Origin of the sequence: Streptomyces sp. NPDC052016 (assembly GCF_044548445.1) — a bacterium.
Taxonomy (GTDB): domain Bacteria; phylum Actinomycetota; class Actinomycetes; order Streptomycetales; family Streptomycetaceae; genus Streptomyces.
In genome coordinates this window covers 105,874-126,908 of record NZ_JBIUBX010000018.1, presented here as the reverse complement: position 1 = coordinate 126,908, position 21,035 = coordinate 105,874, and the positions used below count along the sequence as shown (strand labels likewise).

At 67.9% G+C, this 21,035-nt stretch carries 18 protein-coding genes; 9 read left to right on the top strand and 9 right to left on the bottom strand.

Translation table 11 applies throughout. The features are described 5' to 3' along the window. Positions 1–74 precede the first annotated feature (74 nt). Positions 75–1,553, bottom strand: coding sequence for a replicative DNA helicase (gene dnaB / locus ACIHAR_RS23120; RefSeq protein WP_365471476.1), 1,479 nt, complete (start codon positions 1,551–1,553; stop codon positions 75–77). Between the two features lie 459 nt (positions 1,554–2,012). Between dnaB and ACIHAR_RS23115 the strand changes: the two genes are divergently transcribed. Then, entirely contained in the window at positions 2,013–3,350 is a 1,338-nt protein-coding gene (locus ACIHAR_RS23115) for an MATE family efflux transporter (RefSeq protein WP_400021442.1), read from the top strand. A 171-nt stretch (positions 3,351–3,521) separates the two neighbouring features. Here ACIHAR_RS23115 and rplI read toward each other — a convergent pair whose 3' ends face one another. From rplI to rpsF, 4 genes are all read right to left on the bottom strand, one after another. After that, positions 3,522–3,968, bottom strand: a complete 447-nt coding sequence (gene rplI / locus ACIHAR_RS23110) for a 50S ribosomal protein L9 (protein ID WP_384652765.1) — start codon at positions 3,966–3,968, stop codon at positions 3,522–3,524. Between the two features lie 18 nt (positions 3,969–3,986). Next, positions 3,987–4,223 (bottom strand): 30S ribosomal protein S18, encoded by a 237-nt coding sequence (rpsR, locus tag ACIHAR_RS23105; RefSeq protein ID WP_003949403.1) that lies wholly within the window; start codon positions 4,221–4,223, stop codon positions 3,987–3,989. Between the two features lie 81 nt (positions 4,224–4,304). Beyond that, positions 4,305–4,880: a single-stranded DNA-binding protein gene (locus ACIHAR_RS23100; protein WP_400021440.1), complete on the bottom strand. Its 576-nt coding sequence runs from the start codon at positions 4,878–4,880 to the stop codon at positions 4,305–4,307. Positions 4,881–4,961: 81 nt separating this feature from the next. Continuing rightward, positions 4,962–5,252 carry a 30S ribosomal protein S6 gene (rpsF, locus tag ACIHAR_RS23095; protein WP_004950685.1) on the bottom strand — a complete coding sequence of 97 codons (291 nt, stop codon included), beginning with the start codon at positions 5,250–5,252 and terminating at the stop codon, positions 4,962–4,964. A 288-nt stretch (positions 5,253–5,540) separates the two neighbouring features. Between rpsF and ACIHAR_RS23090 the strand changes: the two genes are divergently transcribed. Next, a complete protein-coding gene (locus ACIHAR_RS23090) occupies positions 5,541–5,852 on the top strand; it encodes a hypothetical protein (RefSeq protein ID WP_365469875.1) in 312 nt (103 codons plus the stop codon). 15 nt (positions 5,853–5,867) lie between these two features. Here ACIHAR_RS23090 and ACIHAR_RS23085 read toward each other — a convergent pair whose 3' ends face one another. After that, positions 5,868–5,990 carry a hypothetical protein gene (locus tag ACIHAR_RS23085; RefSeq protein WP_365469872.1) on the bottom strand — a complete coding sequence of 41 codons (123 nt, stop codon included), beginning with the start codon at positions 5,988–5,990 and terminating at the stop codon, positions 5,868–5,870. Between the two features lie 74 nt (positions 5,991–6,064). On the opposite strand from ACIHAR_RS23085, the gene femX reads away from it, so the two are divergent. Together femX and ACIHAR_RS23075 are read left to right on the top strand one after the other, a co-directional pair. Beyond that, the gene (gene femX, locus ACIHAR_RS23080; protein WP_365469869.1) at positions 6,065–7,186 is read left to right on the top strand and encodes a peptidoglycan bridge formation glycyltransferase FemX; all 1,122 of its coding nucleotides are present in this window, start codon (positions 6,065–6,067) and stop codon (positions 7,184–7,186) included. Between the two features lie 92 nt (positions 7,187–7,278). Further along, positions 7,279–8,310: an alanine racemase gene (locus ACIHAR_RS23075; RefSeq protein ID WP_365469866.1), complete on the top strand. Its 1,032-nt coding sequence runs from the start codon at positions 7,279–7,281 to the stop codon at positions 8,308–8,310. 92 nt (positions 8,311–8,402) lie between these two features. Here the strand turns inward: ACIHAR_RS23075 and ACIHAR_RS23070 are convergent, their stop codons facing one another. Beyond that, positions 8,403–9,902 (bottom strand): glycosyltransferase family 87 protein, encoded by a 1,500-nt coding sequence (locus ACIHAR_RS23070; protein WP_400021436.1) that lies wholly within the window; start codon positions 9,900–9,902, stop codon positions 8,403–8,405. Between the two features lie 130 nt (positions 9,903–10,032). After that, positions 10,033–12,684 (bottom strand): transglycosylase domain-containing protein, encoded by a 2,652-nt coding sequence (locus ACIHAR_RS23065; protein ID WP_365469860.1) that lies wholly within the window; start codon positions 12,682–12,684, stop codon positions 10,033–10,035. Positions 12,685–13,068: 384 nt separating this feature from the next. Between ACIHAR_RS23065 and ACIHAR_RS23060 the strand changes: the two genes are divergently transcribed. From ACIHAR_RS23060 to ACIHAR_RS23045, 4 genes are all read left to right on the top strand, one after another. Further along, on the top strand, positions 13,069–13,752 hold the full coding sequence (locus tag ACIHAR_RS23060) for a helix-turn-helix transcriptional regulator (RefSeq protein ID WP_365469857.1): 684 nt from the start codon (positions 13,069–13,071) through the stop codon (positions 13,750–13,752). 44 nt (positions 13,753–13,796) lie between these two features. Continuing rightward, positions 13,797–14,879, top strand: coding sequence for an inositol-3-phosphate synthase (locus ACIHAR_RS23055; protein WP_365469854.1), 1,083 nt, complete (start codon positions 13,797–13,799; stop codon positions 14,877–14,879). Positions 14,880–14,966: 87 nt separating this feature from the next. Continuing rightward, positions 14,967–16,229, top strand: a complete 1,263-nt coding sequence (locus ACIHAR_RS23050; protein WP_365469851.1) for an MFS transporter — start codon at positions 14,967–14,969, stop codon at positions 16,227–16,229. A gap of 116 nt (positions 16,230–16,345) precedes the next feature. Next, positions 16,346–16,798: a hypothetical protein gene (locus tag ACIHAR_RS23045; RefSeq protein ID WP_365469848.1), complete on the top strand. Its 453-nt coding sequence runs from the start codon at positions 16,346–16,348 to the stop codon at positions 16,796–16,798. Between the two features lie 110 nt (positions 16,799–16,908). On the opposite strand, the gene ACIHAR_RS23040 is transcribed toward ACIHAR_RS23045, so the two are convergent. Then, the gene (locus tag ACIHAR_RS23040) at positions 16,909–18,351 is read right to left on the bottom strand and encodes a CCA tRNA nucleotidyltransferase (protein WP_400021433.1); all 1,443 of its coding nucleotides are present in this window, start codon (positions 18,349–18,351) and stop codon (positions 16,909–16,911) included. A 256-nt stretch (positions 18,352–18,607) separates the two neighbouring features. Between ACIHAR_RS23040 and ACIHAR_RS23035 the strand changes: the two genes are divergently transcribed. Continuing rightward, positions 18,608–20,995 (top strand): DUF6049 family protein, encoded by a 2,388-nt coding sequence (locus tag ACIHAR_RS23035; RefSeq protein WP_365469842.1) that lies wholly within the window; start codon positions 18,608–18,610, stop codon positions 20,993–20,995. Positions 20,996–21,035 lie beyond the last annotated feature (40 nt).

Below are 21,035 nucleotides of genomic sequence, written 5' to 3'. Positions count from 1 at the left end.
TGTCGTATCCGACATCCATCCGACATCGACCGTGAGATTCCGACACGGGAAATGAGGCCCTACACAGGGCGCGATCAGGTCTGTGCCATGTCCACGAAGCGCGAGTAGTGGCCCTGGAAGGCCACGGTGATCGTGGCCGTCGGGCCGTTACGGTGCTTGCCCACGATGATGTCCGCCTCGCCCGCGCGGGGTGACTCCTTCTCGTACGCGTCCTCGCGGTGCAGCAGGATCACCATGTCCGCGTCCTGCTCGATGGAGCCGGACTCACGCAGGTCGGACACCATCGGCTTCTTGTCCGTGCGCTGCTCGGGCCCACGGTTCAGCTGCGAGAGCGCGATCACCGGGACCTCCAGCTCCTTGGCCAGGAGCTTGAGGTTCCGGGACATGTCCGAGACCTCCTGCTGACGGCTCTCGGCGCGCTTGGAGCCGCCCGACTGCATCAGCTGCAGATAGTCGATGATGACGAGCTTGATGTCGTTGCGCTGTTTGAGCCGACGGCACTTCGCCCGGATCTCCATCATCGACAGGTTGGGCGAGTCGTCGATGTAGAGCGGTGCCGACGACACCTCGGGCATCCGGCGTGCCAGGCGGGTCCAGTCATCGTCCGTCATGGTGCCCGAACGCATGTGGTGCAGGGCGACACGGGCCTCGGCGGACAGCAGGCGCATCGCGATCTCGTTGCGGCCCATTTCGAGGGAGAAGATGACGCTCGGGAGGTTGTGCTTGATCGAAGCCGCCCGCGCGAAGTCCAGTGCGAGCGTGGACTTACCCATGGCGGGACGGGCCGCGATGACGATCATCTGACCCGGGTGCAGGCCATTGGTGAGTGAGTCGAGGTCCGTGAATCCCGTGGGCACACCGGTCATCTCGCCGCTGCGCGAGCCGATCGCCTCGATCTCGTCGAGGGCGCCCTCCATGATGTCGCCGAGCGGGAGGTAGTCCTCGCTGGTGCGCTGCTCGGTGACCGCGTAGATTTCCGCCTGGGCGCGGTTGACGATCTCGTCGACGTCGTCGTCGCCCGCGTATCCCATCTGTGTGATGCGGGTGCCAGCCTCGACGAGGCGGCGCAACACCGCACGCTCGTGCACGATTTCCGCGTAGTACTCGGCGTTGGCAGCCGTCGGCACCGTTTGGACGAGCGTGTGCAGATAGGCTGCGCCGCCGACCTTGTTGATCTCACCGCGCTTGGTGAGTTCGGCGGCGATCGTGATGGGGTCGGCCGGTTCACCCTTCGCGTAGACGTCGAGGATCGCCTGGAAGATCGTCTCGTGCGCGGGCTTGTAGAAGTCGTGACCCTTGAGGATCTCGACCACGTCGGCGATGGCGTCCTTGGACAGGAGCATGCCGCCGAGGACGGACTGCTCGGCATCGAGGTCCTGCGGAGGTACCCGCTCGAATGCCGTGCCGCCGCCGTCCCACTCACCGCTGTCCCGGCCGCGGTCGTGCTGCTCGTCCCGGCCGCGGCCGCCGTCGCTGCGCCGCCGGGCGGGGGGCAGACGATCGCTGGGACCGCTGTCGGCCCACGGATCGTCCAAGGGCTCGGAAATGCTCACCGAGCCACCTCCTCCCGTCCGCGGAGCGGACCTCGCCGCGCTTCTCATTTCTAAGGCACGGCACTGACAACTGAGAGGCCCAACTCCGGTTCTCCCACGTCGGTTTTGTGAGGTTTTCACAGCTGTCGGAGGGAGCAGGCGCCGGACAACCGTAGGCCCGCGGGCACCGTCAGCCAATCTGGTTATCCACAGGCCATGTGGACGACGGCCCGGATGCTGTGGAGAACTCCGCAAAACCTGTGCACGACCCGGTGGACAGGGCTGTGAACAAGCCCTCGAAATTCCCTCTGCGACTCCTTTGACCTGCATGTCTACCGTCCACGGGCTGTGCAGAAGAAAAACTTCCCCAGTCGGGCCAAGTTCGCTTCGAACGGCGCGCGAGAGACCACGCGACGATACGGTCGGTAAGGGGCACAATGGGTTTGCATCTCTTACCTGTGGACGATTAGATTGGTGGTCATGACACAGGCCCCCGCGACGCCCCAGGCCACCCGGCGACAGCACGATCGGGCGATCGTCGCACTGGCCGTGCCGGCATTCGGCGCGCTCGTCGCAGAGCCCCTCTTCGTCATGGCCGACAGCGCCATCGTGGGCCACCTCGGCACCGCACAGCTCGCCGGCCTCGGAGTCGCCTCCGCCCTCCTGACGACAGCCGTCAGTGTCTTCATCTTCCTGGCCTACGCCACCACGGCGGCGGTAGCGCGCCGCGTGGGCGCGGGCGACCTCCCGGCAGCCATCCGCCAGGGCATGGACGGCATCTGGCTGGCGCTGCTGCTCGGAGCCGCCGTGATCGCCGTCGTGCTGCCCACCGCTCCCGCACTCGTCGAGCTCTTCGGCGCCTCGGACACGGCAGCCCCGTACGCGATCACCTACCTGCGCATCTCGGCGCTCGGCATTCCGGCCATGCTCGTCGTCCTCGCCGCGACCGGCGTCCTGCGCGGCCTCCAGGACACCAGGACACCGCTCTATGTCGCCGTCGCAGGCTTCATCGCCAACGCCGCCTTGAACGTCGGCCTCGTCTACGGCGCGGGCCTCGGTATCGCGGGCTCCGCCTGGGGCACCGTCATCGCCCAGTGCGGCATGGCCGCGGCCTACCTCGCCGTGGTGATCCGCGGTGCCCGCCGCCACGGCGCCTCGCTGCGGCCCGATGCCGCCGGCATACGGGCTTCCGCTCAGGCCGGAGTGCCGCTGCTGGTGCGCACGTTGTCCCTTCGAGCCGTCCTGATGATCGCCACCGCCGTCGCCGCCCGTCTCGGTGATGCCGACATCGCAGCCCATCAGATCATTCTGTCCCTGTGGAGCCTGCTCGCCTTCGCCCTGGACGCCATCGCCATCGCCGGGCAGGCCATCATCGGGCGCTATCTCGGTGCCGACGACGCGAAGGGCGCCCGCGAAGCATGCCGTCGCATGGTCGAGTGGGGTATCGCGGTCGGTGTTGTCCTGGGGCTCCTGGTCATCGCGTCCCGGCCGCTCTTCCTGCCTCTATTCACCAGTGACACCCTGGTGAAGGACACCGCGCTGCCCGCACTGCTCCTCGTGGCACTCTCCCAGCCGATCTGCGGTGTGGTCTTCGTCCTGGACGGCGTCCTGATGGGAGCCGGAGACGGTCCCTACCTGGCCTGGGCCATGGTGCTCACCCTCGCCGTCTTCACACCGGTGGCCCTGTTGGTACCCCTCCTGGGCGGAGGCCTGACTGCTGTGTGGGGTGCGATGACGCTGATGATGGCGGTCCGGATGGTGACGCTCTGGCTGCGCACCCGCTCGGGCCGATGGGTGGTCACCGGCGCGACCCGCTGACCGTTTCACGTGAAACCGGCGTTTCACGTGAAACAGGGGCGCCGCCCTTCCCCGACCTCGCCGCCCTTCCCCGACCTCGACACGCAGGGCAATGGAGAAGGGGCCGCACCCAGTGGGTGCGGCCCCTTCTCTCAGCTGTTCAGCCGAAGCTGGTCAAGCCGGTCGCAGCGCTCAGGCGGCGACGACCTCGATGTTGACCTTGGCGGCAACCTCGGGGTGCAGACGCACCGACGTCTCGTGGGCGCCCAGGGTCTTGATCGGCGAGCCCAGCTCGATGCGGCGCTTGTCGACCTCGGGGCCACCGGCAGCCTTGATCGCCGAGGCGACATCGGCCGGGGTGACGGAACCGAAGAGGCGACCGGCGTCGCCGGAGCGGACGGCCAGACGGACCTTGACGCCCTCGAGCTGAGCCTTCACCTGGTTGGCCTGCTCGATGGTCTGGATCTCGTGGATCTTGCGAGCGCGACGGATCTGCTCGACGTCCTTCTCGCCACCCTTGGTCCAGCGGATCGCGAACTTCCGCGGGATCAGGTAGTTGCGAGCGTAACCGTCCTTGACGTCGACGACGTCGCCCGCGGCACCGAGGCCGGAGACCTCGTGGGTCAGGATGATCTTCATGTGTCGGTCACCCTTCCCTTATCGCGCGGTGGAGGTGTAGGGCAGCAGCGCCATCTCACGGCTGTTCTTGACGGCCGTGGCGACGTCACGCTGGTGCTGCGTGCAGTTGCCGGTCACGCGGCGGGCACGAATCTTGCCGCGGTCGGAAATGAACTTCCGCAGCATGTTCGTGTCCTTGTAGTCCACGTACGTGACCTTGTCCTTGCAGAAAGCGCAGACCTTCTTCTTCGGCTTGCGCACAGGCGGCTTCGCCATGGTGTTTCTCCTGTGTGATCAAGAAGTTGGGATACGGCCCACCCTCGACCTGATCAGGCCCGGACGACCGGGCCCGAGGGCCTAGAAGGGGGGCTCGTCCGAGTAGCCGCCACCGCTGCCGGAGTTTCCACCCCAGCCACCACCGCCGCCCTGGCCGCCACCGGCGGGAGCGCCGGTCGCCCACGGGTCGTCGGCGGGAGCGCCGCCGCTCTGCTGACCGCCGCCGGGGCCACCGCCCCAGCCGCCGCCACCCTGGCCGCCACCGCCGCTGTAACCGCCCTGACCACCGCGGCCACTGGTCTTGGTGACCTTGGCCGTGGCGTTGCGCAGGCTGGGGCCGACTTCCTCGACGTCCAGCTCGAAGACCGTGCGCTTGACACCCTCGCGATCCTCGTAGGACCGCTGCTTCAGCCGGCCCTGCACGATGACGCGCATGCCTCGCTGGAGCGACTCGGCGACGTTCTCCGCCGCCTGACGCCAGACCGAGCAGGTGAGGAAGAGGCTCTCGCCGTCCTTCCACTCGTTCGTCTGGCGGTCGAAGGTGCGGGGAGTGGACGCGACACGGAACTTCGCGACCGCCGCACCGGAAGGGGTGAAGCGCAGCTCGGGGTCGTCGACAAGATTGCCGATGACCGTGATGACGGTCTCGCCTGCCATGGGGGAACCTCTCGGCGGGTTTGCTGCTGCTGGCTGCTTGTGCTGCTACTCAGATTCCCGAGATCAGCTGAGCGGGGAAGCTCAGTGGGTCTCGGGACGGAGGACCTTGGTCCGGAGGACCGACTCGTTCAGGTTCATCTGGCGGTCGAGCTCCTTGACGACCGCAGGCTCGGCCTGCAGGTCGATGACCGAGTAGATGCCCTCGGGCTTCTTCTTGATCTCGTACGCGAGACGACGACGGCCCCAGGTGTCGACCTTCTCCACCTTTCCGTTGCCCTCGCGGACGACGGAGAGGAAGTTCTCGATCAGCGGGGAGACAGCGCGCTCCTCGAGATCGGGGTCGAGGATGACCATCACCTCGTAGTGACGCATGTGGAACCCACCTCCTTTGGACTCAGCGGCCACGGTCGTTCCGTGGCAGGAGGGTTGTGATGCGTACGCAACGGTATCGGCCGCCACTGACAATCGGGGGTCGGCTTGCGACATCCCCGCTCTGAGCTGGGCGGAGTCCCTGGCTGTACCTGGGCAGACACCGGTGCAGACGGTACAGACTACCTGCACACCGGCTTCCGGTTGAAATCCGGCCGCGGGGGCAGCCAATCTGTACACATCGGGTGTGTATGGCGCTACGATGCGCCGTTTTCCGCAGGAGGTGCCCTCATGGCACAAGCATTGCGACCCAACACCGCCGGATCCCTCTTCGCCTCCGACGGCAAGCCCCACCCCGTCCAGGACGCGCTGATGGCGGTGACCCTGGTCCTCGGGGTGGTGTCCTTCGTCACGGCGATGTTCGACAACCTCCATCTGCTCAGCTCATGGACGGGTCTGGTGGGGATCTTCACCGGCGCCTACGGACAGTGGATCTCCGAGACCACCCGCGAGCGCTTCTTCCTGATCCTGGGCCTCGGTGCCTCCGGCGTCGGCTTCTTCCTCGGTATGGCGCACGGCGGACTCTTCGGCGGGCTCTGGTGACCTGACCGACGCCGGTCAGGCGTCCTGGAAGCCCTCCTCGATCGCGGGCGCGCAGGACATCTGCGCGCCCTGCGGACCGCCCCGGGCCGCCAACAGCCCGGGGCGAAGCAGGCGTACGTCCAGTGAGGCCGCTCCCAAGGCGCAGTAGGCTTCGGCGCGAGAGCCGGAGCCCCTGAACCCATGGGGACACACCAGCCCGAGGAGCGCCCCGAATGAGCCTGACCCTGAGGACGATCAGTCGCGAGCAGCATCTGGCGTACATCCAGAGCCTGCCGTCGGCGAGCCACATGCAGGTTCCGGCCTGGGCCGACGTCAAGGCCGAGTGGCGTTCGGAGAACCTCGGCTGGTTCGACAGCAGGACCGGTGAGCTCGTCGGCGTCGGTCTCGTCCTCTACCGACAGCTGCCGAAGATCAAGCGCTATCTGGCCTATCTGCCCGAGGGCCCGGTCATCAACTGGTACGCGCCGAATCTGACCGAGTGGCTGGAACCGATGCTCGCGCACCTCAAGCAACAGGGCGCCTTCTCCGTGAAGATGGGCCCGCCGGTGATCATCCGGCGCTGGGAGGCCGGCTCCATCAAGGCGGGCATCCAGAACCCCGACGTGAAGCGACTGCGCGACATCGAGGCCGACTTCATCGAGCCGCGCGCCTTCGAGGTGGCCGACAAACTGCGCCGTATGGGCTGGCAGCAGGGCGAGGACGGCGGCGCCGGCTTCGGCGACGTCCAGCCCCGCTACGTCTACCAGGTGCCGCTGGCGAACCGTTCCCTTGAAGAGGTCCACAAGAACTTCAACCAGCTGTGGCGGCGCAACATCAAGAAGGCCGAGAAGGCCGGCGTCGAGGTCGTCCAGGGCGGTTACCACGACCTGGAGGAGTGGCAGCGGCTGTACGAGATCACGGCCGTGCGCGACCACTTCCGGCCCCGCCCGCTGTCGTACTTCCAGCGCATGTGGACGGCCCTCAACACCGAGGACCCCAACCGCATGCGGCTGTACTTCGCCCGCCACAACGGCGTGAACCTGTCGGCGGCCACGATGCTGATCGTCGGCGGGCACGTCTGGTACTCCTACGGCGCCTCCGACAACATCGGCCGGGAGTTCCGCCCGTCCAACGCGATGCAGTGGCGGATGCTGCGCGACGCCTACGCGCTCGGCGCGACCGTCTACGACCTGCGCGGCATCTCCGACTCCCTGGACGAGTCGGACCACCTGTTCGGCCTGATCCAGTTCAAGGTCGGCACGGGCGGGCAGGCCGCCGAGTACCTCGGCGAGTGGGACTTCCCCCTGAACAAGCTGCTCCACAAGGCTCTCGACATCTACATGTCGCGCCGCTGAGCGACCCCTCGCCGCCTCCATGGCGTCACCAGCTTCGACAGCTCCCATACCTCTGATACACCGCAGCCACGAGAAAGGTTCCAGGTCCGGCCATGGCGCTCACGCTCTACGTCGACACCGCGCGCTGGCGGGCGCACCACAAGCACGTACAGGAGCAGTTCCCGGGACTCGTCCCGGTCTGCAAGGGCAACGGCTACGGCTTCGGGCACGAGCGGCTGGCGGAGGAGGCCACCCGGCTGGGCTCGGACATCCTCGCCGTCGGCACGACCTACGAGGCCGCGCGCATCAAGGACTTCTTCGGCGGTGACCTGCTGGTGCTGACCCCGTACCGGCGGGGCGAGGAGCCCGTGCCGCTGCCCGACCGGGTCGTGCGCTCGGTGTCGTCGATCGACGGCGTGTACGGCCTCGTCGGCGCCCGGGTCGTGATCGAGGTGATGTCCTCGATGAAGCGGCACGGCATCAGCGAGCAGGACCTGCCCCAGCTGCACGCCGCCATAGAGAACGTCCGGCTCGAGGGCTTCGCCATCCACCTGCCGCTGGACCGTACCGACGGCTCCGACGCCGTCGAGGAGGTCATCGGCTGGATGGACCGGCTGCGCGCGGCCCGGCTGCCGCTGCACACCATGTTCGTCAGCCACCTCAAGGCCGAGGAACTCATCCGGCTGCAGCAGCAGTTCCCGCAGACGCGCTTCCGTGCCCGCATCGGCACGCGGCTGTGGCTGGGGGACCACGAGGCCACCGAGTACCGCGGCGCCGTCCTGGACGTCACCCGGGTCGCCAAGGGCGACCGCTTCGGCTACCGCCAGCAGAAGGCGGCCTCGGACGGCTTCCTGGTGGTCGTGGCGGGCGGTACCTCCCACGGGGTGGGCCTGGAGGCCCCGAAGGCCCTGCACGGCGTCATGCCACGCGCCAAGGGTGTCGCCCGGGCCGGCCTCGCCACGGTGAACCGGAACCTCTCGCCGTTCGTCTGGGGCGGCAAGCAGCGCTGGTTCGCCGAGCCGCCGCACATGCAGGTGTCGATCCTGTTCGTGCCCGCGGACGCCCCCGAACCGACGGTCGGCGACGAGCTGGTGGCCCATCTGCGGCACACCACCACGCAGTTCGACCGGCTCGTGGACCGCTGAGCCCTCGCGCCACAGAGCCGCAGACACCGCGAAGGCCGTACACAGCGAGTCCGTGTACGGCCTTTCGCGGGACAGTGCAGCACGCTGTTCGCTCAGGGCGAACTGTCCGCCCGGTCCTCCTTGCCCCACTCCACGGGCGGCCCGTCGAAGTGGGCCGCGTGCCGCGGGGGACGGGCGGCTGCGCCGAGGACGAAGACGTCCTCCGCCCGGTCGAGCACGCCGCCGGAGGGATCATCGTCTCCCGCCTGCCGGACCACGTCCCGCTCCGGCATGAGAATGTCCCGCACGACCACGACACACAGGTACAGCGTCCCCAACAGGTGCACGCCGATGGCCCAGTGGTAGCCGTCGGTCGGCAGGCCCTTGTGGGCGTCTCCGCTGGTGGTGTACGCGAGATACATCCAGATGCCCAGGAAGTACGCCACCTCGCACGCCTGCCAGATGAGGAAGTCCCGCCATTTCGGCCGGGCGAGCACCGCCAGCGGCACCAGCCACAGGACGTACTGCGGTGAGTAGACCTTGTTGGTGAGGATGAAGGCCGCCACCATCAGGAACGCGAGCTGAGCGAAGCGGGGGCGGCGCGGAGCGGCGAGAGCGAGCCCCGCGATACCCACACAGCACACCGCGACCAAGAGCATGGCCAAGGTGTTGACGCTGTCGGTGGTGAGCGGGTCGCTGGAGTTCTGCGCCAGGATCAGCCAGAAGGAGCCGAAGTCGACGCCCCGCTCCTGGCTGAACGTGTAGAACTTCGACCAGCCCTCGAAGGCGAAGAGCATCACCGGCAGGTTCACCACCAGCCAGGCGACGATCGCCCCTCCCAGAGCTGTACCGAACTCCCGCCACTTGCCGGCCCGCCAGCACAGCACGAACAGCGGTCCGAGCAGGAAGACCGGATAGAGCTTGGCCGCCGTGGCGAGCCCCAGCAGCACGCCGAAGGCGAGCGCCCGGCCCCGCGACCACATCAGCATCGCCGCAGCCGTCAGCGCCACCGCCAGCAGATCCCAGTTGATGGTGGCGGTCAGCGCGAAGGCGGGCGCCAGGGCCACCAGCAGACCGTCCCAGGGGCGCCGGGCGTGCGTACGGGTCACACAGACGGCGATGACGGCCGCGCACGCCATCAGCATCCCGGCGTTGACCATCCAGTACCACTGCTCCTGGCGCTGGATGCTGCCGCTGCCGGGTGTCAGCCAGCTGGCCACCTCCATGAACACCCCGGTGAGCACCGGGTACTCGAGGTACTCCATGTCGCCGGAGAGCTTGTCGAAGTACGGCACCAGACCGTCGGCGAAACCGCGCCACTGGTAGAGGTGCGGAATGTCGGAGTAGCACGCATGCGTGTACTGGGAGCTGGCCCCGAAGAACCAGCCGCCGTTGTAGCAGGGCGCCTTCTGGACGAGTCCGAGAGCGAACATCCCGATCGCCACGAGCGCGATGACCCGCACGGGTGTCAGCCACGACGTCCCGGTGAGGGCTCGCCGCCCGAGGGGACCACCGATCAGCTCACTGCCGGCCGCGGCGACCTCGTCGTCCCGGGTGGGCCGCACCGGGTCCGACTCGTGCACGGGCGCTGGTGTCGATTCTGCACTGGGCATGAGCCACATCCTGCCGTACGGACCTAGGAAAAAGCCGAGGGCCGCCCCACCTGGTCCAGTGGGACGGCCCTCGTTTCACGTGAAACATGCGCATGTTTCACGTGAAACACCCGTGTCGGGCATCGAGTGGCTAACCGGCAGGGCCTCCGAAGATCCCGCCGTTCTGATTACCTCTCGTGTCGTCCTCGGTCTCCGTGCCGGAGGGCGACGGACTCGTCTCGCCCGAGCCGCCGTTCACTCCTCCGCCGTTCACCCCGCCCGAGTTGTCCTCGCAGTCGAAGAACGTGGGGCACGTCTGGCTCGGGGACGGCGAGGGCTCGGTCTCCGTCTCGCTGGGGGACGGGGACGGCGACGGGCTCGCCTCCTCGGTCTCGGTCACCGACGGGCTGGGAGACGGCTCGGGGTCCTCGTTGAGAACCTCTCCGATGGCCTCCGGCTCCGGGAACTTCTTCACGGGGAGGTTCTTCATGGCCTCCTCCATGTAGTCGTGCCAGATCTCCGCCGGGAACGAGGCGCCGTGGATCTTCTCCTGGCCACCCGTTCCGAACATCTCCAGGAACGTGCGGTTCTTCTGCGTCTCGTCGTCGGGGTACCGGAACATGCTGATCGCGGTCGAGAGCTGCGGCGTGTAGCCGACGAACCAGGCCGACTTGTTGCCGTCGGTGGTACCGGTCTTGCCGGCCACCTCACGACCGTCCAGCTGAGCGGCGGTACCGGTGCCCTTCTCGACCACGGTCTTCAGGATGTCCGTGACGTTGTCGGCGACCTTCGAGGTGAACGCCTGCTCCGTCTGGGTCTTGTGGGTGTAGATCACTCCGTCCTTGCTGGTGACCTTCTGGACGGAGTAGGGGTCCCGCTGCTTGCCGCTCGCCGCGAAGGTGGCGTAGGAGCCCGCCATGCGGATCGCGCTCGGGTCGGAGATACCGATCGAGAAGGACGGGAAGCCGGCGCCGGTGAGGCTGCCCTCCTTCACGCCGGCGCTCATGGCGGCTTCCTTCACCTTGTCCAGGCCGACGTCCATGCCCAACTGCACGAAGGCGGAGTTCACCGACTCCCGCATCGCCTCACGCAGGTCGATCTTGTAGTTGGGCGGGGTGCCGTATGAGACCTGGCCGTCGTTGGTCTGCAGCCATTCCTCGCCCTTCTCGTTCTTCCAGACCGTCCCGTCATAGTTCTTGATCTTGAGCTTGTTCTTCCCGCTGAACAGGCTCTTGGGGGAGACGATGGTGCGCTCGTCCTGCGCCTGGGACGAGCCCAGGTCGGGATCGCGCACGCCCCACGTCATCGCGGCCGCGAGAACGAACGGCTTGAACGTCGAACCCACCTGGGCGCCGGTCTGGTCGGCGTTGTTGGTGAAGTGCTTGGTCGCGTCCTCACCGCCGTAGATCGCCTCGATGGCACCGGTCTCGGGGTTCACGGAAGCCCCGCCGAACTGGACGTGCGTGTCCGTGTCCGGGCGCTTGTCCGGCTTGATGTTGGCCTTGTAGACCTTGGTGACGGCCTCCTCGAGCTTCGTGACCTTGTTCCTGTCGAAGGTCGTGTAGATCGAGTAGCCACCCTGCCGCAGCTTGTCCTCGGTGATCCCCGTTTCCTTGCTGTGGGTGATCACGTAGCTGTTGGCGAGATCGACGAGATACCCGACCTGGCCGCTCAGCTGCGTGTTGGAACGCGGGTTCTGCCACTTGGGCAACGTCGTGTACTTGGCCCGCTCCGCGGCGTCAAGGTGCTTGTACTCGACCATCTTGTCGAGGGTGTCCTGCATCTGGACCAGGGCCCGACGGCTGTTGGCCGCGGCCGTCGCCGCCGTGTCGATGGAGGTGGCACCGGCGGGGTCGTAGTACGTCGCGCCCTTCAGCATGGCGGCGAGGAAGGCGCACTCACCCGGGTTGAGCTTGATGGCGTCCTTGTTGAAGTACGCACGGGCGGCGGCCTGGATCCCGTAGGCGTTGCGCCCGTAGTACGCGGAGTTCAGGTAGCCGGCGATGATGTCGTTCTTGTCCTCCTCGGCGCCGACCTTGATCGCTACGAAGATCTCCTTGAACTTGCGGGAGATCGTCTGGGACTGGTCGTTCAGCATGGCGTTCTTGACGTACTGCTGGGTGATGGTGGAGCCACCCTGCGTCTGGCCACCCCGTGCCATGTTGAACACCGCGCGCGCGATGCCCTTCGGGTCGATGCCGCTGTCATCGTAGAAAGTCTTGTTCTCCTGCGAGATCACCGCCCAGCGCATCGCCTCGGGGATCTGCGAGAGGTCGATGATCTGGCGGTTCGTCTCCCCACCGGTGGCAACCATCTGGGTGCCGTCTTTCCAGTAGTAGACGTTGTTCTGCGCCGTCGCCGTCTCGTCGACCTTCGGTACGGCCACCATGGCGTACCCGACGCCCGCCACGGCCACCAGGCTGCCGAAGAAGGCGACGCACAGCCCGGCGACGAGCTTCCAGGAGGGCATCCAGCGGCGCCAACCGTCCTTGTCGGCGCGCGGATAGTCGATCAGGCGCTTCTTGCCGGGCACGGGACGCCCACGACCCCGGCCGGTGGGTTCGGCTCCTCTGCGTCGGCCACCCGTGCTTCTCTGTGCCGCGCGTCGGGCCTCGGCACGGCCGCCGTACGACCGCTCCTCGCCTCCCGACCCGTAGAGACCCGACTCGTGCGAGTCGGAAGGAGACCCGGTGGCGCCTCGAGGTGCCGCACGGCGGCCGGAGGACGGGCCGGACTGGCCGCGTCGGGCCGCGGCACGTCCGCCTCCCTGCGGCTGCGGCGGTTTGCGACGGTGCTCGCTCATCGAACGATTACTCCTCGGGCAGGCGCACCCGTGCGCGCCTGGAAACGGCGGCTGGTTTCCTGTCCCCCCGATGTACGGATGCGGTTGGTTGCTCACTCACCCGTACGGCACCGGAGACCTCGACGCCCCCCGGCGTCACGCGAGTCCCGGTGGTCTGCATGGCGCACAGACTACGCACCGTCAAAACCTGCCTAGCCCCGAAGTTCACCACAAATCAGGCAACTTGCCTGTGACGAATCGGTGATGTGATCCCGTTCACCATGCCCCCTCTTGTCGCAACCAGAAGGCCGTTCTATCGTCGTGATGTATCGAGTCGATACATCAGCGCGACATAAGACCGTCAGGAACCCGTCATCACGGGTCGCGGCAGAGGGGAGGCGACGTATGAGCCGGCGTTCCGGCATCCTCGAGTTCGCCGTACTCGGCCTGCTCCGCGAATCTCCGATGCACGGCTATGAGCTGCGCAAACGACTCAACACGTCACTGGGTGTGTTCCGTGCCTTCAGCTACGGGACGCTCTACCCCTGCCTCAAGACGCTGGTCGCGAACGGCTGGTTGATCGAGGAGCCGGGGGACAACCCGGAGGACACCCTCACCGCTCCCCTCACGGGCCGCCGAGCCAAGATCGTCTACCGGTTGACGGCGGAAGGTAAGGAGCACTTCGAGGAACTGCTCTCGCAGACCGGGCCCGACGCGTACGAGGACGAGCACTTCGCGGCTCGCTTCGCATTCTTCGGGCAGACCTCCCGCGATGTGCGCATGCGCGTCCTGGAGGGCCGCCGCAGCCGGCTGGAGGAGCGCCTGGAGAAGATGCGCGCCTCCCTGGCGCGCACGCGCGAGCGCCTCGACGACTACACGCTTGAGCTCCAGCGCCACGGGATGGAGTCCGTGGAGCGCGAAGTGCGCTGGCTGAACGAGCTCATCGAGAGCGAGCGGGCCGGACGGGACCTGAGAGGTTCCGCCTCCGGAGGATCCGCTCAGCAGGACACCACATCTGGAGCGACGGGCGGCCTGCCCCGTCCCGGGAACACCCCCGGGACGGATACGCCCGACGACACCGCCACGTGAGCGCCCACTCAGGGCCTCACTCGTACACACAGGGAGCAACCGGAATGGGTTCGGTTCGCGTAGCCATCGTCGGCGTGGGCAACTGCGCCGCGTCGCTGGTGCAGGGCGTGGAGTACTACAAGGACGCCGACCCGGCGTCCAAGGTCCCGGGCCTGATGCACGTGCAGTTCGGCGACTACCACGTGCGTGACGTCGAGTTCGTCGCCGCGTTCGACGTGGACGCGAAGAAGGTCGGCCTCGACCTCGCGGACGCCATCGGCGCGTCCGAGAACAACACCATCAAGATCTGCGACGTGCCCACCACCGGTGTCACGGTCCAGCGCGGCCACACCCTCGACGGCCTCGGCAAGTACTACCGCGAGACCATCGAGGAGTCCGCCGAGGAGCCGGTCGACGTCGTCCAGGTCCTCAAGGACAAGCAGGTCGACGTCCTCGTCTGCTACCTGCCCGTCGGCTCCGAGGACGCGGCGAAGTTCTACGCCCAGTGCGCCATCGACGCCAAGGTCGCCTTCGTCAACGCGCTCCCGGTCTTCATCGCCGGCACCAAGGAGTGGGCGGACAAGTTCACCGAGGCGGGCGTCCCGATCGTCGGCGACGACATCAAGTCGCAGGTCGGCGCCACCATCACGCACCGCGTCATGGCGAAGCTGTTCGAGGACCGGGGTGTCATCCTGGACCGCACCATGCAGCTGAACGTCGGCGGCAACATGGACTTCAAGAACATGCTCGAGCGCGAGCGCCTGGAATCCAAGAAGATCTCCAAGACGCAGGCCGTCACCTCCCAGATCCCCGACCGGGACCTCGGCGAGAAGAACGTCCACATCGGCCCGTCGGACTACGTGGCGTGGCTCGACGACCGCAAGTGGGCCTACGTCCGCCTCGAGGGCCGCGCCTTCGGTGACGTCCCGCTGAACCTGGAGTACAAGCTCGAGGTCTGGGACTCCCCGAACTCCGCCGGTGTCATCATCGACGCCCTGCGCGCGGCGAAGATCGCCAAGGACCGCGGCATCGGCGGCCCGATCCTGTCGGCCTCCAGCTACTTCATGAAGTCCCCGCCGGTCCAGTACTTCGACGACGAGGCCCGCGAGAACGTCGAGAAGTTCATCAAGGGCGAGGTCGAGCGCTAAAGCCCACCAAGTCGCTCCTGCCAGGGCCGCAGAAGGCTCCCGGGTCACACGCCCCGGGAGCCTTCTCCGTATGTGAGGCTGTGCCCCATGGCCGTCGTCCGTGATCTGCGCGTCCTGCTGCGCTTCGGCAACTTCCGGCGCCTGCTCGCCGTGCGGCTGCTCTCGCAGTGCGCCGACGGCGTCTACCAGGTCGCGCTCGCCACGTACGTCGTCTTCTCACCGGAGAAACAGACCTCGGCCGCGGCGATCGCCTCCGCGATGGCGGTCCTGCTGCTTCCCTACTCCCTGGTCGGTCCCTTCGCAGGCGTCCTGCTGGACCGCTGGCGCCGCCGCCAGGTCCTCGTGCACGGCAACCTGCTGCGCGCGCTGCTGGCATCCGCGACGGCCCTGCTGATGATCAGCGAGGTCCCGGACTGGCTCTTCTACGTCTCCGCGCTGTGTGTCACCGCGGTCAACCGCTTCGTCCTCGCCGGTCTGTCCGCCGCTCTGCCGCGCGTGGTCGACGCCGAGCGCCTGGTGATGGCCAACTCCCTCTCCCCGACCGCCGGAACGCTGGCCGCGACGGCGGGCGGCGGCCTCGCCTTCGTCGTACGGCTCGTGGTGGCGGACTCCGACGCGGCCGTCGTCCTGCTGGGCGCCGCGCTGTACCTGTGCGGGGCGCTCGCATCGCTGCGCATGGCACGCGACCTGCTGGGGCCGGACCCCGCGTTGGTGCAGCCCCGGTTCACGGCAGCGCTCGCCGGGACCGCACGGGACCTGGTGGCGGGCGTACGGCACCTCGCCGAGCCGTCGCGCCGGGGGGCCGCCTGGGCGCTCGGCGCCATGACGCTGATGCGGTTCTGCTACGGCGCCCTGCTGGTCATGCTGCTCATGCTGTGCCGGTACGCCCTGACCTCCGACACCGACGACGGACTCGCCCTGCTGGGGGCGGCGTTGGGCATCTCCGGCGCCGGCTTCTTCGCCGCGGCCGTCGTCACGCCGGGGGCGGTGGGGCGGCTGGGGCCGTTCCGCTGGATCGTCGTGTGCGCGGGAACCGCCGCCGTCCTGGAGCCCGCCCTCGGCCTCCCGTTCGCCACGGCTCCCCTGCTGGTCGCCACGTTCGTCCTGGGTCTGACCACTCAGGGCGCGAAGATCGCCACGGACACGATCGTGCAGTCCTCGGTCGACGACGGCTTCCGCGGCCGGATCTTCTCCGTCTACGACGTGCTCTTCAACGTCGCCTTCGTGGGCGCGGCAGCGGTAGCCGCCCTGATGCTGCCACCGGACGGCCGCTCGGCGGCTCTGGTGGTCACAGTGGCCGTTGTCTACGGTCTGGTTGCTGTGGTTATGGCCCGCTTCGATCTTCAGTAAGTGTCACATAAACGCCACAGAGTGCTCTCGGGAAAGCAAAGTGGCCTGTGGGGGCCGATAGCTTACATGCGTCTTATGTAGCGCCAAGCGCATCCATGTTCTAGGGGGACCCCTCAGTGACTACTCCGCCGCCCGCGGGCCAGAACCCGTACGCCCAGCCGCCCGTGCCCCAGGGGCAGCAGCCGTACGCTCCGTTCCCGAACCAGGGCGCGCCGGTTCCGCCGTCGGCACCGGCCGGGCGTGGCGGCAAGAAGGTGCTGCGCATCCTCGGCATCATCGTCGTCGGCCTCCTCGTGCTTGGCGTGAAGTTCGGCATCGGCTGGTGGGCCGACCGGACCGACGCAGAAACCACCTCGGTGGGCTCGTGCATGCACAACGAGGGCACGGACATCAATCCGGACCTCCAGGAGGTCGACTGCTCGGCGAGCGAGGCCGAGTTCCAGGTCGTCGAGAAGTTCGACGACACGAGCGACGACACCAAGTGTGAGGCCGTCAAGGAGGCGACGATCTCCTACTACCAGGTCGGCGGCGGCCACAACGTCGTCCTCTGCCTGAAGGAAACAAAGTAGCGGTACGGCAGCACCTACACCTGAGGGGCGATGTTTCACGTGAAACATCGCCCCTCGGCGTATCTCCGGGGGGTCGTGTTTCACGTGAAACACGACCCCGTTCCATGGCCTCAGCTCTGCTCGGCCCACCAGTCCTTGAGCGCCGCCACCGCCACGTCGTGCTCCATCGGTCCGTTTTCCAGCCGAAGCTCGAGCAGGTGCTTGTACGCCTTGCCGATGACAGGGCCAGGGCCGACTCCCAGGATCTCCATGATCTGGTTGCCGTCGAGGTCGGGGCGGATCGCGTCCAGCTCCTCCTGCTCCTTCAGCTGGGCGATGCGATCCTCCAGCCCGTCGTACGCACGCGACAGCGCGGCTGCCTTGCGCTTGTTCCGCGTGGTGCAGTCCGAGCGAGTCAGCTTGTGAAGACGGTCGAGCAGCGGTCCCGCGTCCCGCACATAGCGACGGACGGCGGAGTCGGTCCACTCACCGGTGCCGTACCCGTGGAAACGAAGGTGGAGTTCGACCAGGCGAGAGACGTCCTTCACCAGTTCGTTGGAGTACTTCAACGCCGTCATGCGCTTCTTGGTCATCTTCGCGCCGACCACCTCGTGGTGGTGGAACGAGACCCGGCCGTCCTTCTCGAAGCGACGGGTGCGCGGCTTGCCGATGTCGTGCAGCAGCGCGGCCAGACGCAGCGTGAGGTCGGGGCCGTTCTCCTCCAGCGCGATCGCCTGCTCCAGAACGATCAGCGTGTGGTCGTAGACATCCTTGTGCCGGTGGTGCTCATCGCTCTCCAGGCGCAGGGCGGGAAGCTCCGGCAGCACGTACTTGGCGAGCCCTGTGTCCACCAGCAGCGCCAGCCCCTTGCGCGGGTGCGCGGACAGGATCAGCTTGTTCAGCTCGTCCCGGATGCGCTCGGCGGAAACGATCTCCAGGCGGCCGGCCATCTCCGTCATCGCCGTGACGACCTCGGGGGCGACCTCGAAGTCGAGCTGGGCGGCGAAGCGGGCGGCACGCATCATGCGCAGCGGGTCGTCGGAGAAGGACTCCTCGGGCGTGCCCGGGGTGCGCAGCACTCGGGCCGCGAGATCGTCGAGGCCGCCGTGCGGGTCGACGAACTCCTTCTCCGGCAGCGCGACGGCCATCGCGTTCACGGTGAAGTCACGCCGGACGAGGTCCTGCTCGATGGAGTCGCCGTAAGACACCTCGGGCTTGCGGGAGGTCCGGTCGTAGGCCTCGGACCGGTAGGTGGTGACCTCGATCTGGTAGCCGTCCTTCTGCGCGCCGACGGTGCCGAAGGCGATCCCGACCTCCCAGACGGCGTCCGCCCAGGGCCGGACGATCTTCAGGACCTCCTCGGGGTGAGCGTCCGTCGTGAAGTCGAGGTCGTTGCCGAGCCGGCCGAGGAGCGCGTCCCGGACCGAGCCGCCGACCAGGGCGAGCGAGAACCCGGCCTCCTGGAAACGGCGGGCGAGGTCGTCGGCGACAGGTGCGACCCGCAGCAGTTCGCTCACCGCGCGGTGCTGCACCTGGCTCAGGGCACTGAGGTTCTCTTCGTTGGCGTTCGGCACAACAGAAGAGGGTACGTGGCCCGACGGACCGCGGGCGCCTGGATTAGGGCGGGGGACACCTGCCCCGATAGCAGCCCAAGATCAGCGGTCGTGACGTACGCAGGCGCTCCTCTGTATACGTGCACATAGGGGTCGGCCCGGCGGTATCCGCCGATCTTGTGGAGTAGTCCGCGGCACTTACCCTCAGCGCACATCGTTACCATGCGTGGACGCACTTTCCGACGACCACTGACGACGACGAGGGACGGACGAACGCGTGGCCGAGGCGGCAGACTTCCCGGGGATGACTCCCTCACCTGCCCGCCGGTGGCTGCGGCGCACCGGAGCACTGCTCGCGGGGGCGCCTCTGCTGGCCGGTCTGCTCCAGCTGCCCGCCTCCCCGGCGCACGCCGAGGACCAGGCGTCCGCGAAGGAGGCCTCCGGCGCCGGCACGGTGGCCGTCGCCGTGGACTCGCTCACACCGAGCGCCCCCACCGACGGCGACACGCTGACCGTGTCCGGCACGGTGACCAACAACGGCAAGCAAGCGGTCACCGACGCCCACGTCGACCTGCGTGTGGGGGCCGCCCTCACTACCCGCTCGGCGATCGAGACGACCGCCAAGAGGGCCGATGATCTCTCGGGCACCGCCGGGTCCAAGGTGGGCGGCAAGTACGTCGCCAAGTTCGCCGAGCTCACACCGGGCGTCGCCCAGCCCTTCAGCATCTCCGTGCCCGTCGACGAGCTGAATCTCAAGGACGACGGCGTCTACCCCTTGGGCGTCTCACTCTCCGGCGAGACCGCGGCCAAGCCGTGGGAGCGGATGCTGGGCATCCAGCGGACGTTCCTGCCCTGGCACCCCGAAGAGGCGGACACCGCGACGAAGACGACCGTGCTGTGGCCGCTGGTGTCCACCGTCCACATGACGGCGGAGACCGGTTCCAACGAGCAGCAGACGCCGATCTTCCTCAATGACGACCTGGCCGAGGAGATCGGGCCGGGCGGCCGCCTCGACCAGCTCGTGAGCCTGGGCAAGGACCTCGACGTGACCTGGGTCGTCGACCCCGACCTGCTGGCGTCCGTCGACGCCATGGCCGGCCGCTACGACGTCCGCGGCCAAGGCACGAACACCGAGGCCGGCGAGCACCAGGCGGTCGCGAAGCAGTGGCTCGCCGCGCTGCAGTCCGCGGTCGAGGGCAAGGAAGTCGTCGCCCTGCCCTTCGCCGACCCGGACCTCGCCTCCCTCGCCCACAACGGCACCGGTGTCACCGGCTCGCTCAGTCAGCTCGAGGCGGCCACCGACGTCGCCGCCACCACGGTGGAGACGGTGCTCCACGTCACCCCCAGCACCGACTTCGCCTGGCCGGTGGACGGCGCCGTCGACCCGTCGATCGTCAAGGTCGCCACCTCCGCGGGCGCCGACAAGGTGATCGCACGCAGCGACAGCCTGCGGGAGACGGGCAGCCTGTCGTACACGCCGTCCGCCGCTCGCCCCATCGGCGGCGGCACCACGGCGCTGGTCGCTGACGCGAGGCTGTCCACGGCGTTCCAGGGCGATCTGACGAGGGCCTCCACGTCAACGCTCGCCGTGCAGGAGTTCCTGGCGCAGAGCCTGGCGCTGAACCTCCAGACGAGCAAACAGCGCAGCATCGTGGTCGCCCCGCAGCGGATGCCGACCGCCCGCCAGGCCCAGGTGATGGCGGAGGCGGTCACCGCCCTCCAGGGCGGCACCTGGTCGCAGTTCCAGCAGCTCACCGCGACCGCCGCGGCCAAGCCCGACCCCGGCGCCACCACGAAGGTGCCGTCACGGTCGAAGTACCCCTCCTCACTGCGCAAGAAGGAGCTCCCCCGGTCGGCCTTCGAGAACATCGTGGCCACCCAGAGCAAACTCGACAACTTCAAGGTCATCCTCACCGACGAGTCCCGGGTGGTGACCCCCTTCGGGCGGGCCGTCAACCGCGAGATGTCCACCTCGTGGCGGGGCCGGGCCACCCCGGCGAGCGCCTTCCGCCAGGGAGTGCAGGACTACCTCGACACCCTCGCCGATCGGGTCAAGCTGATCCAGAAGTCGGAGACCAAGCTCTCCGGGCGCAGCGCCACGATCCCCGTCACCGTGCAGAACAACCTGGTCCAGGGCGTCGAACACCTGGTCCTGCGGCTCACGTCGACCAATCCGACCCGGCTCGAGATCGGCGGCGAGGCCTACTACGAGCAGCCGATCGCGGTTTCCGGCGGACACAGCACGACCGTGAAGTTCACCACGTCCGCCAACGTCAACGGCCAGACGGCGGTGGTCGCTCAGCTCTACACCGAGGACGGCCGGGAGTACGGTGCACCGGTCACCTTCGACGTGAAGGTCACCGAGATCACGGCCACGGTGATGCTGGTCATCGGCGGCGGTGTCCTGCTGCTGGTGCTGGCCGGCTTCCGCATGTACACCCAGCGCAAGCGCGCCGCGGCCCGCGACGCCGAGGAGGACGCCTCCGAGGAGGCGGGCGAGGCCGACGACACCGCCGCGCCCAGGCAGGACGCGGAGGACCGGCCGACCTCGGAATCCGGTGAACGGTCCCGGGCAGACGACCCGATGCAGCCGAGTGACGGGCCCCCGGACACCGCAGCGGAAAGCACCGACCCTTCCGGGACGGGTGAGAGAGTTGACCGTTGAGGATGTCTGGCCGGTGGGCCCGGGACGATGAGGTGGGGTA

Excerpts from the sequence above, each read along its gene's own strand:
- ACIHAR_RS23115 (WP_400021442.1), top strand. The coding sequence starts at position 2,013 with ATGACACAGGCCCCCGCGACGCCCCAGGCCACCCGGCGACAGCACGAT.
- rplI (WP_384652765.1), bottom strand. The coding sequence starts at position 3,968 with ATGAAGATCATCCTGACCCACGAGGTCTCCGGCCTCGGTGCCGCGGGC.
- rpsR (WP_003949403.1), bottom strand. The coding sequence starts at position 4,223 with ATGGCGAAGCCGCCTGTGCGCAAGCCGAAGAAGAAGGTCTGCGCTTTC.
- ACIHAR_RS23100 (WP_400021440.1), bottom strand. The coding sequence starts at position 4,880 with ATGGCAGGCGAGACCGTCATCACGGTCATCGGCAATCTTGTCGACGAC.
- rpsF (WP_004950685.1), bottom strand. The coding sequence starts at position 5,252 with ATGCGTCACTACGAGGTGATGGTCATCCTCGACCCCGATCTCGAGGAG.
- ACIHAR_RS23090 (WP_365469875.1), top strand. The coding sequence starts at position 5,541 with ATGGCACAAGCATTGCGACCCAACACCGCCGGATCCCTCTTCGCCTCC.
- femX (WP_365469869.1), top strand. The coding sequence starts at position 6,065 with ATGAGCCTGACCCTGAGGACGATCAGTCGCGAGCAGCATCTGGCGTAC.
- ACIHAR_RS23075 (WP_365469866.1), top strand. The coding sequence starts at position 7,279 with ATGGCGCTCACGCTCTACGTCGACACCGCGCGCTGGCGGGCGCACCAC.
- ACIHAR_RS23070 (WP_400021436.1), bottom strand. The coding sequence starts at position 9,902 with ATGCCCAGTGCAGAATCGACACCAGCGCCCGTGCACGAGTCGGACCCG.
- ACIHAR_RS23065 (WP_365469860.1), bottom strand. The coding sequence starts at position 12,684 with ATGAGCGAGCACCGTCGCAAACCGCCGCAGCCGCAGGGAGGCGGACGT.
- ACIHAR_RS23060 (WP_365469857.1), top strand. The coding sequence starts at position 13,069 with ATGAGCCGGCGTTCCGGCATCCTCGAGTTCGCCGTACTCGGCCTGCTC.
- ACIHAR_RS23055 (WP_365469854.1), top strand. The coding sequence starts at position 13,797 with ATGGGTTCGGTTCGCGTAGCCATCGTCGGCGTGGGCAACTGCGCCGCG.
- ACIHAR_RS23050 (WP_365469851.1), top strand. The coding sequence starts at position 14,967 with ATGGCCGTCGTCCGTGATCTGCGCGTCCTGCTGCGCTTCGGCAACTTC.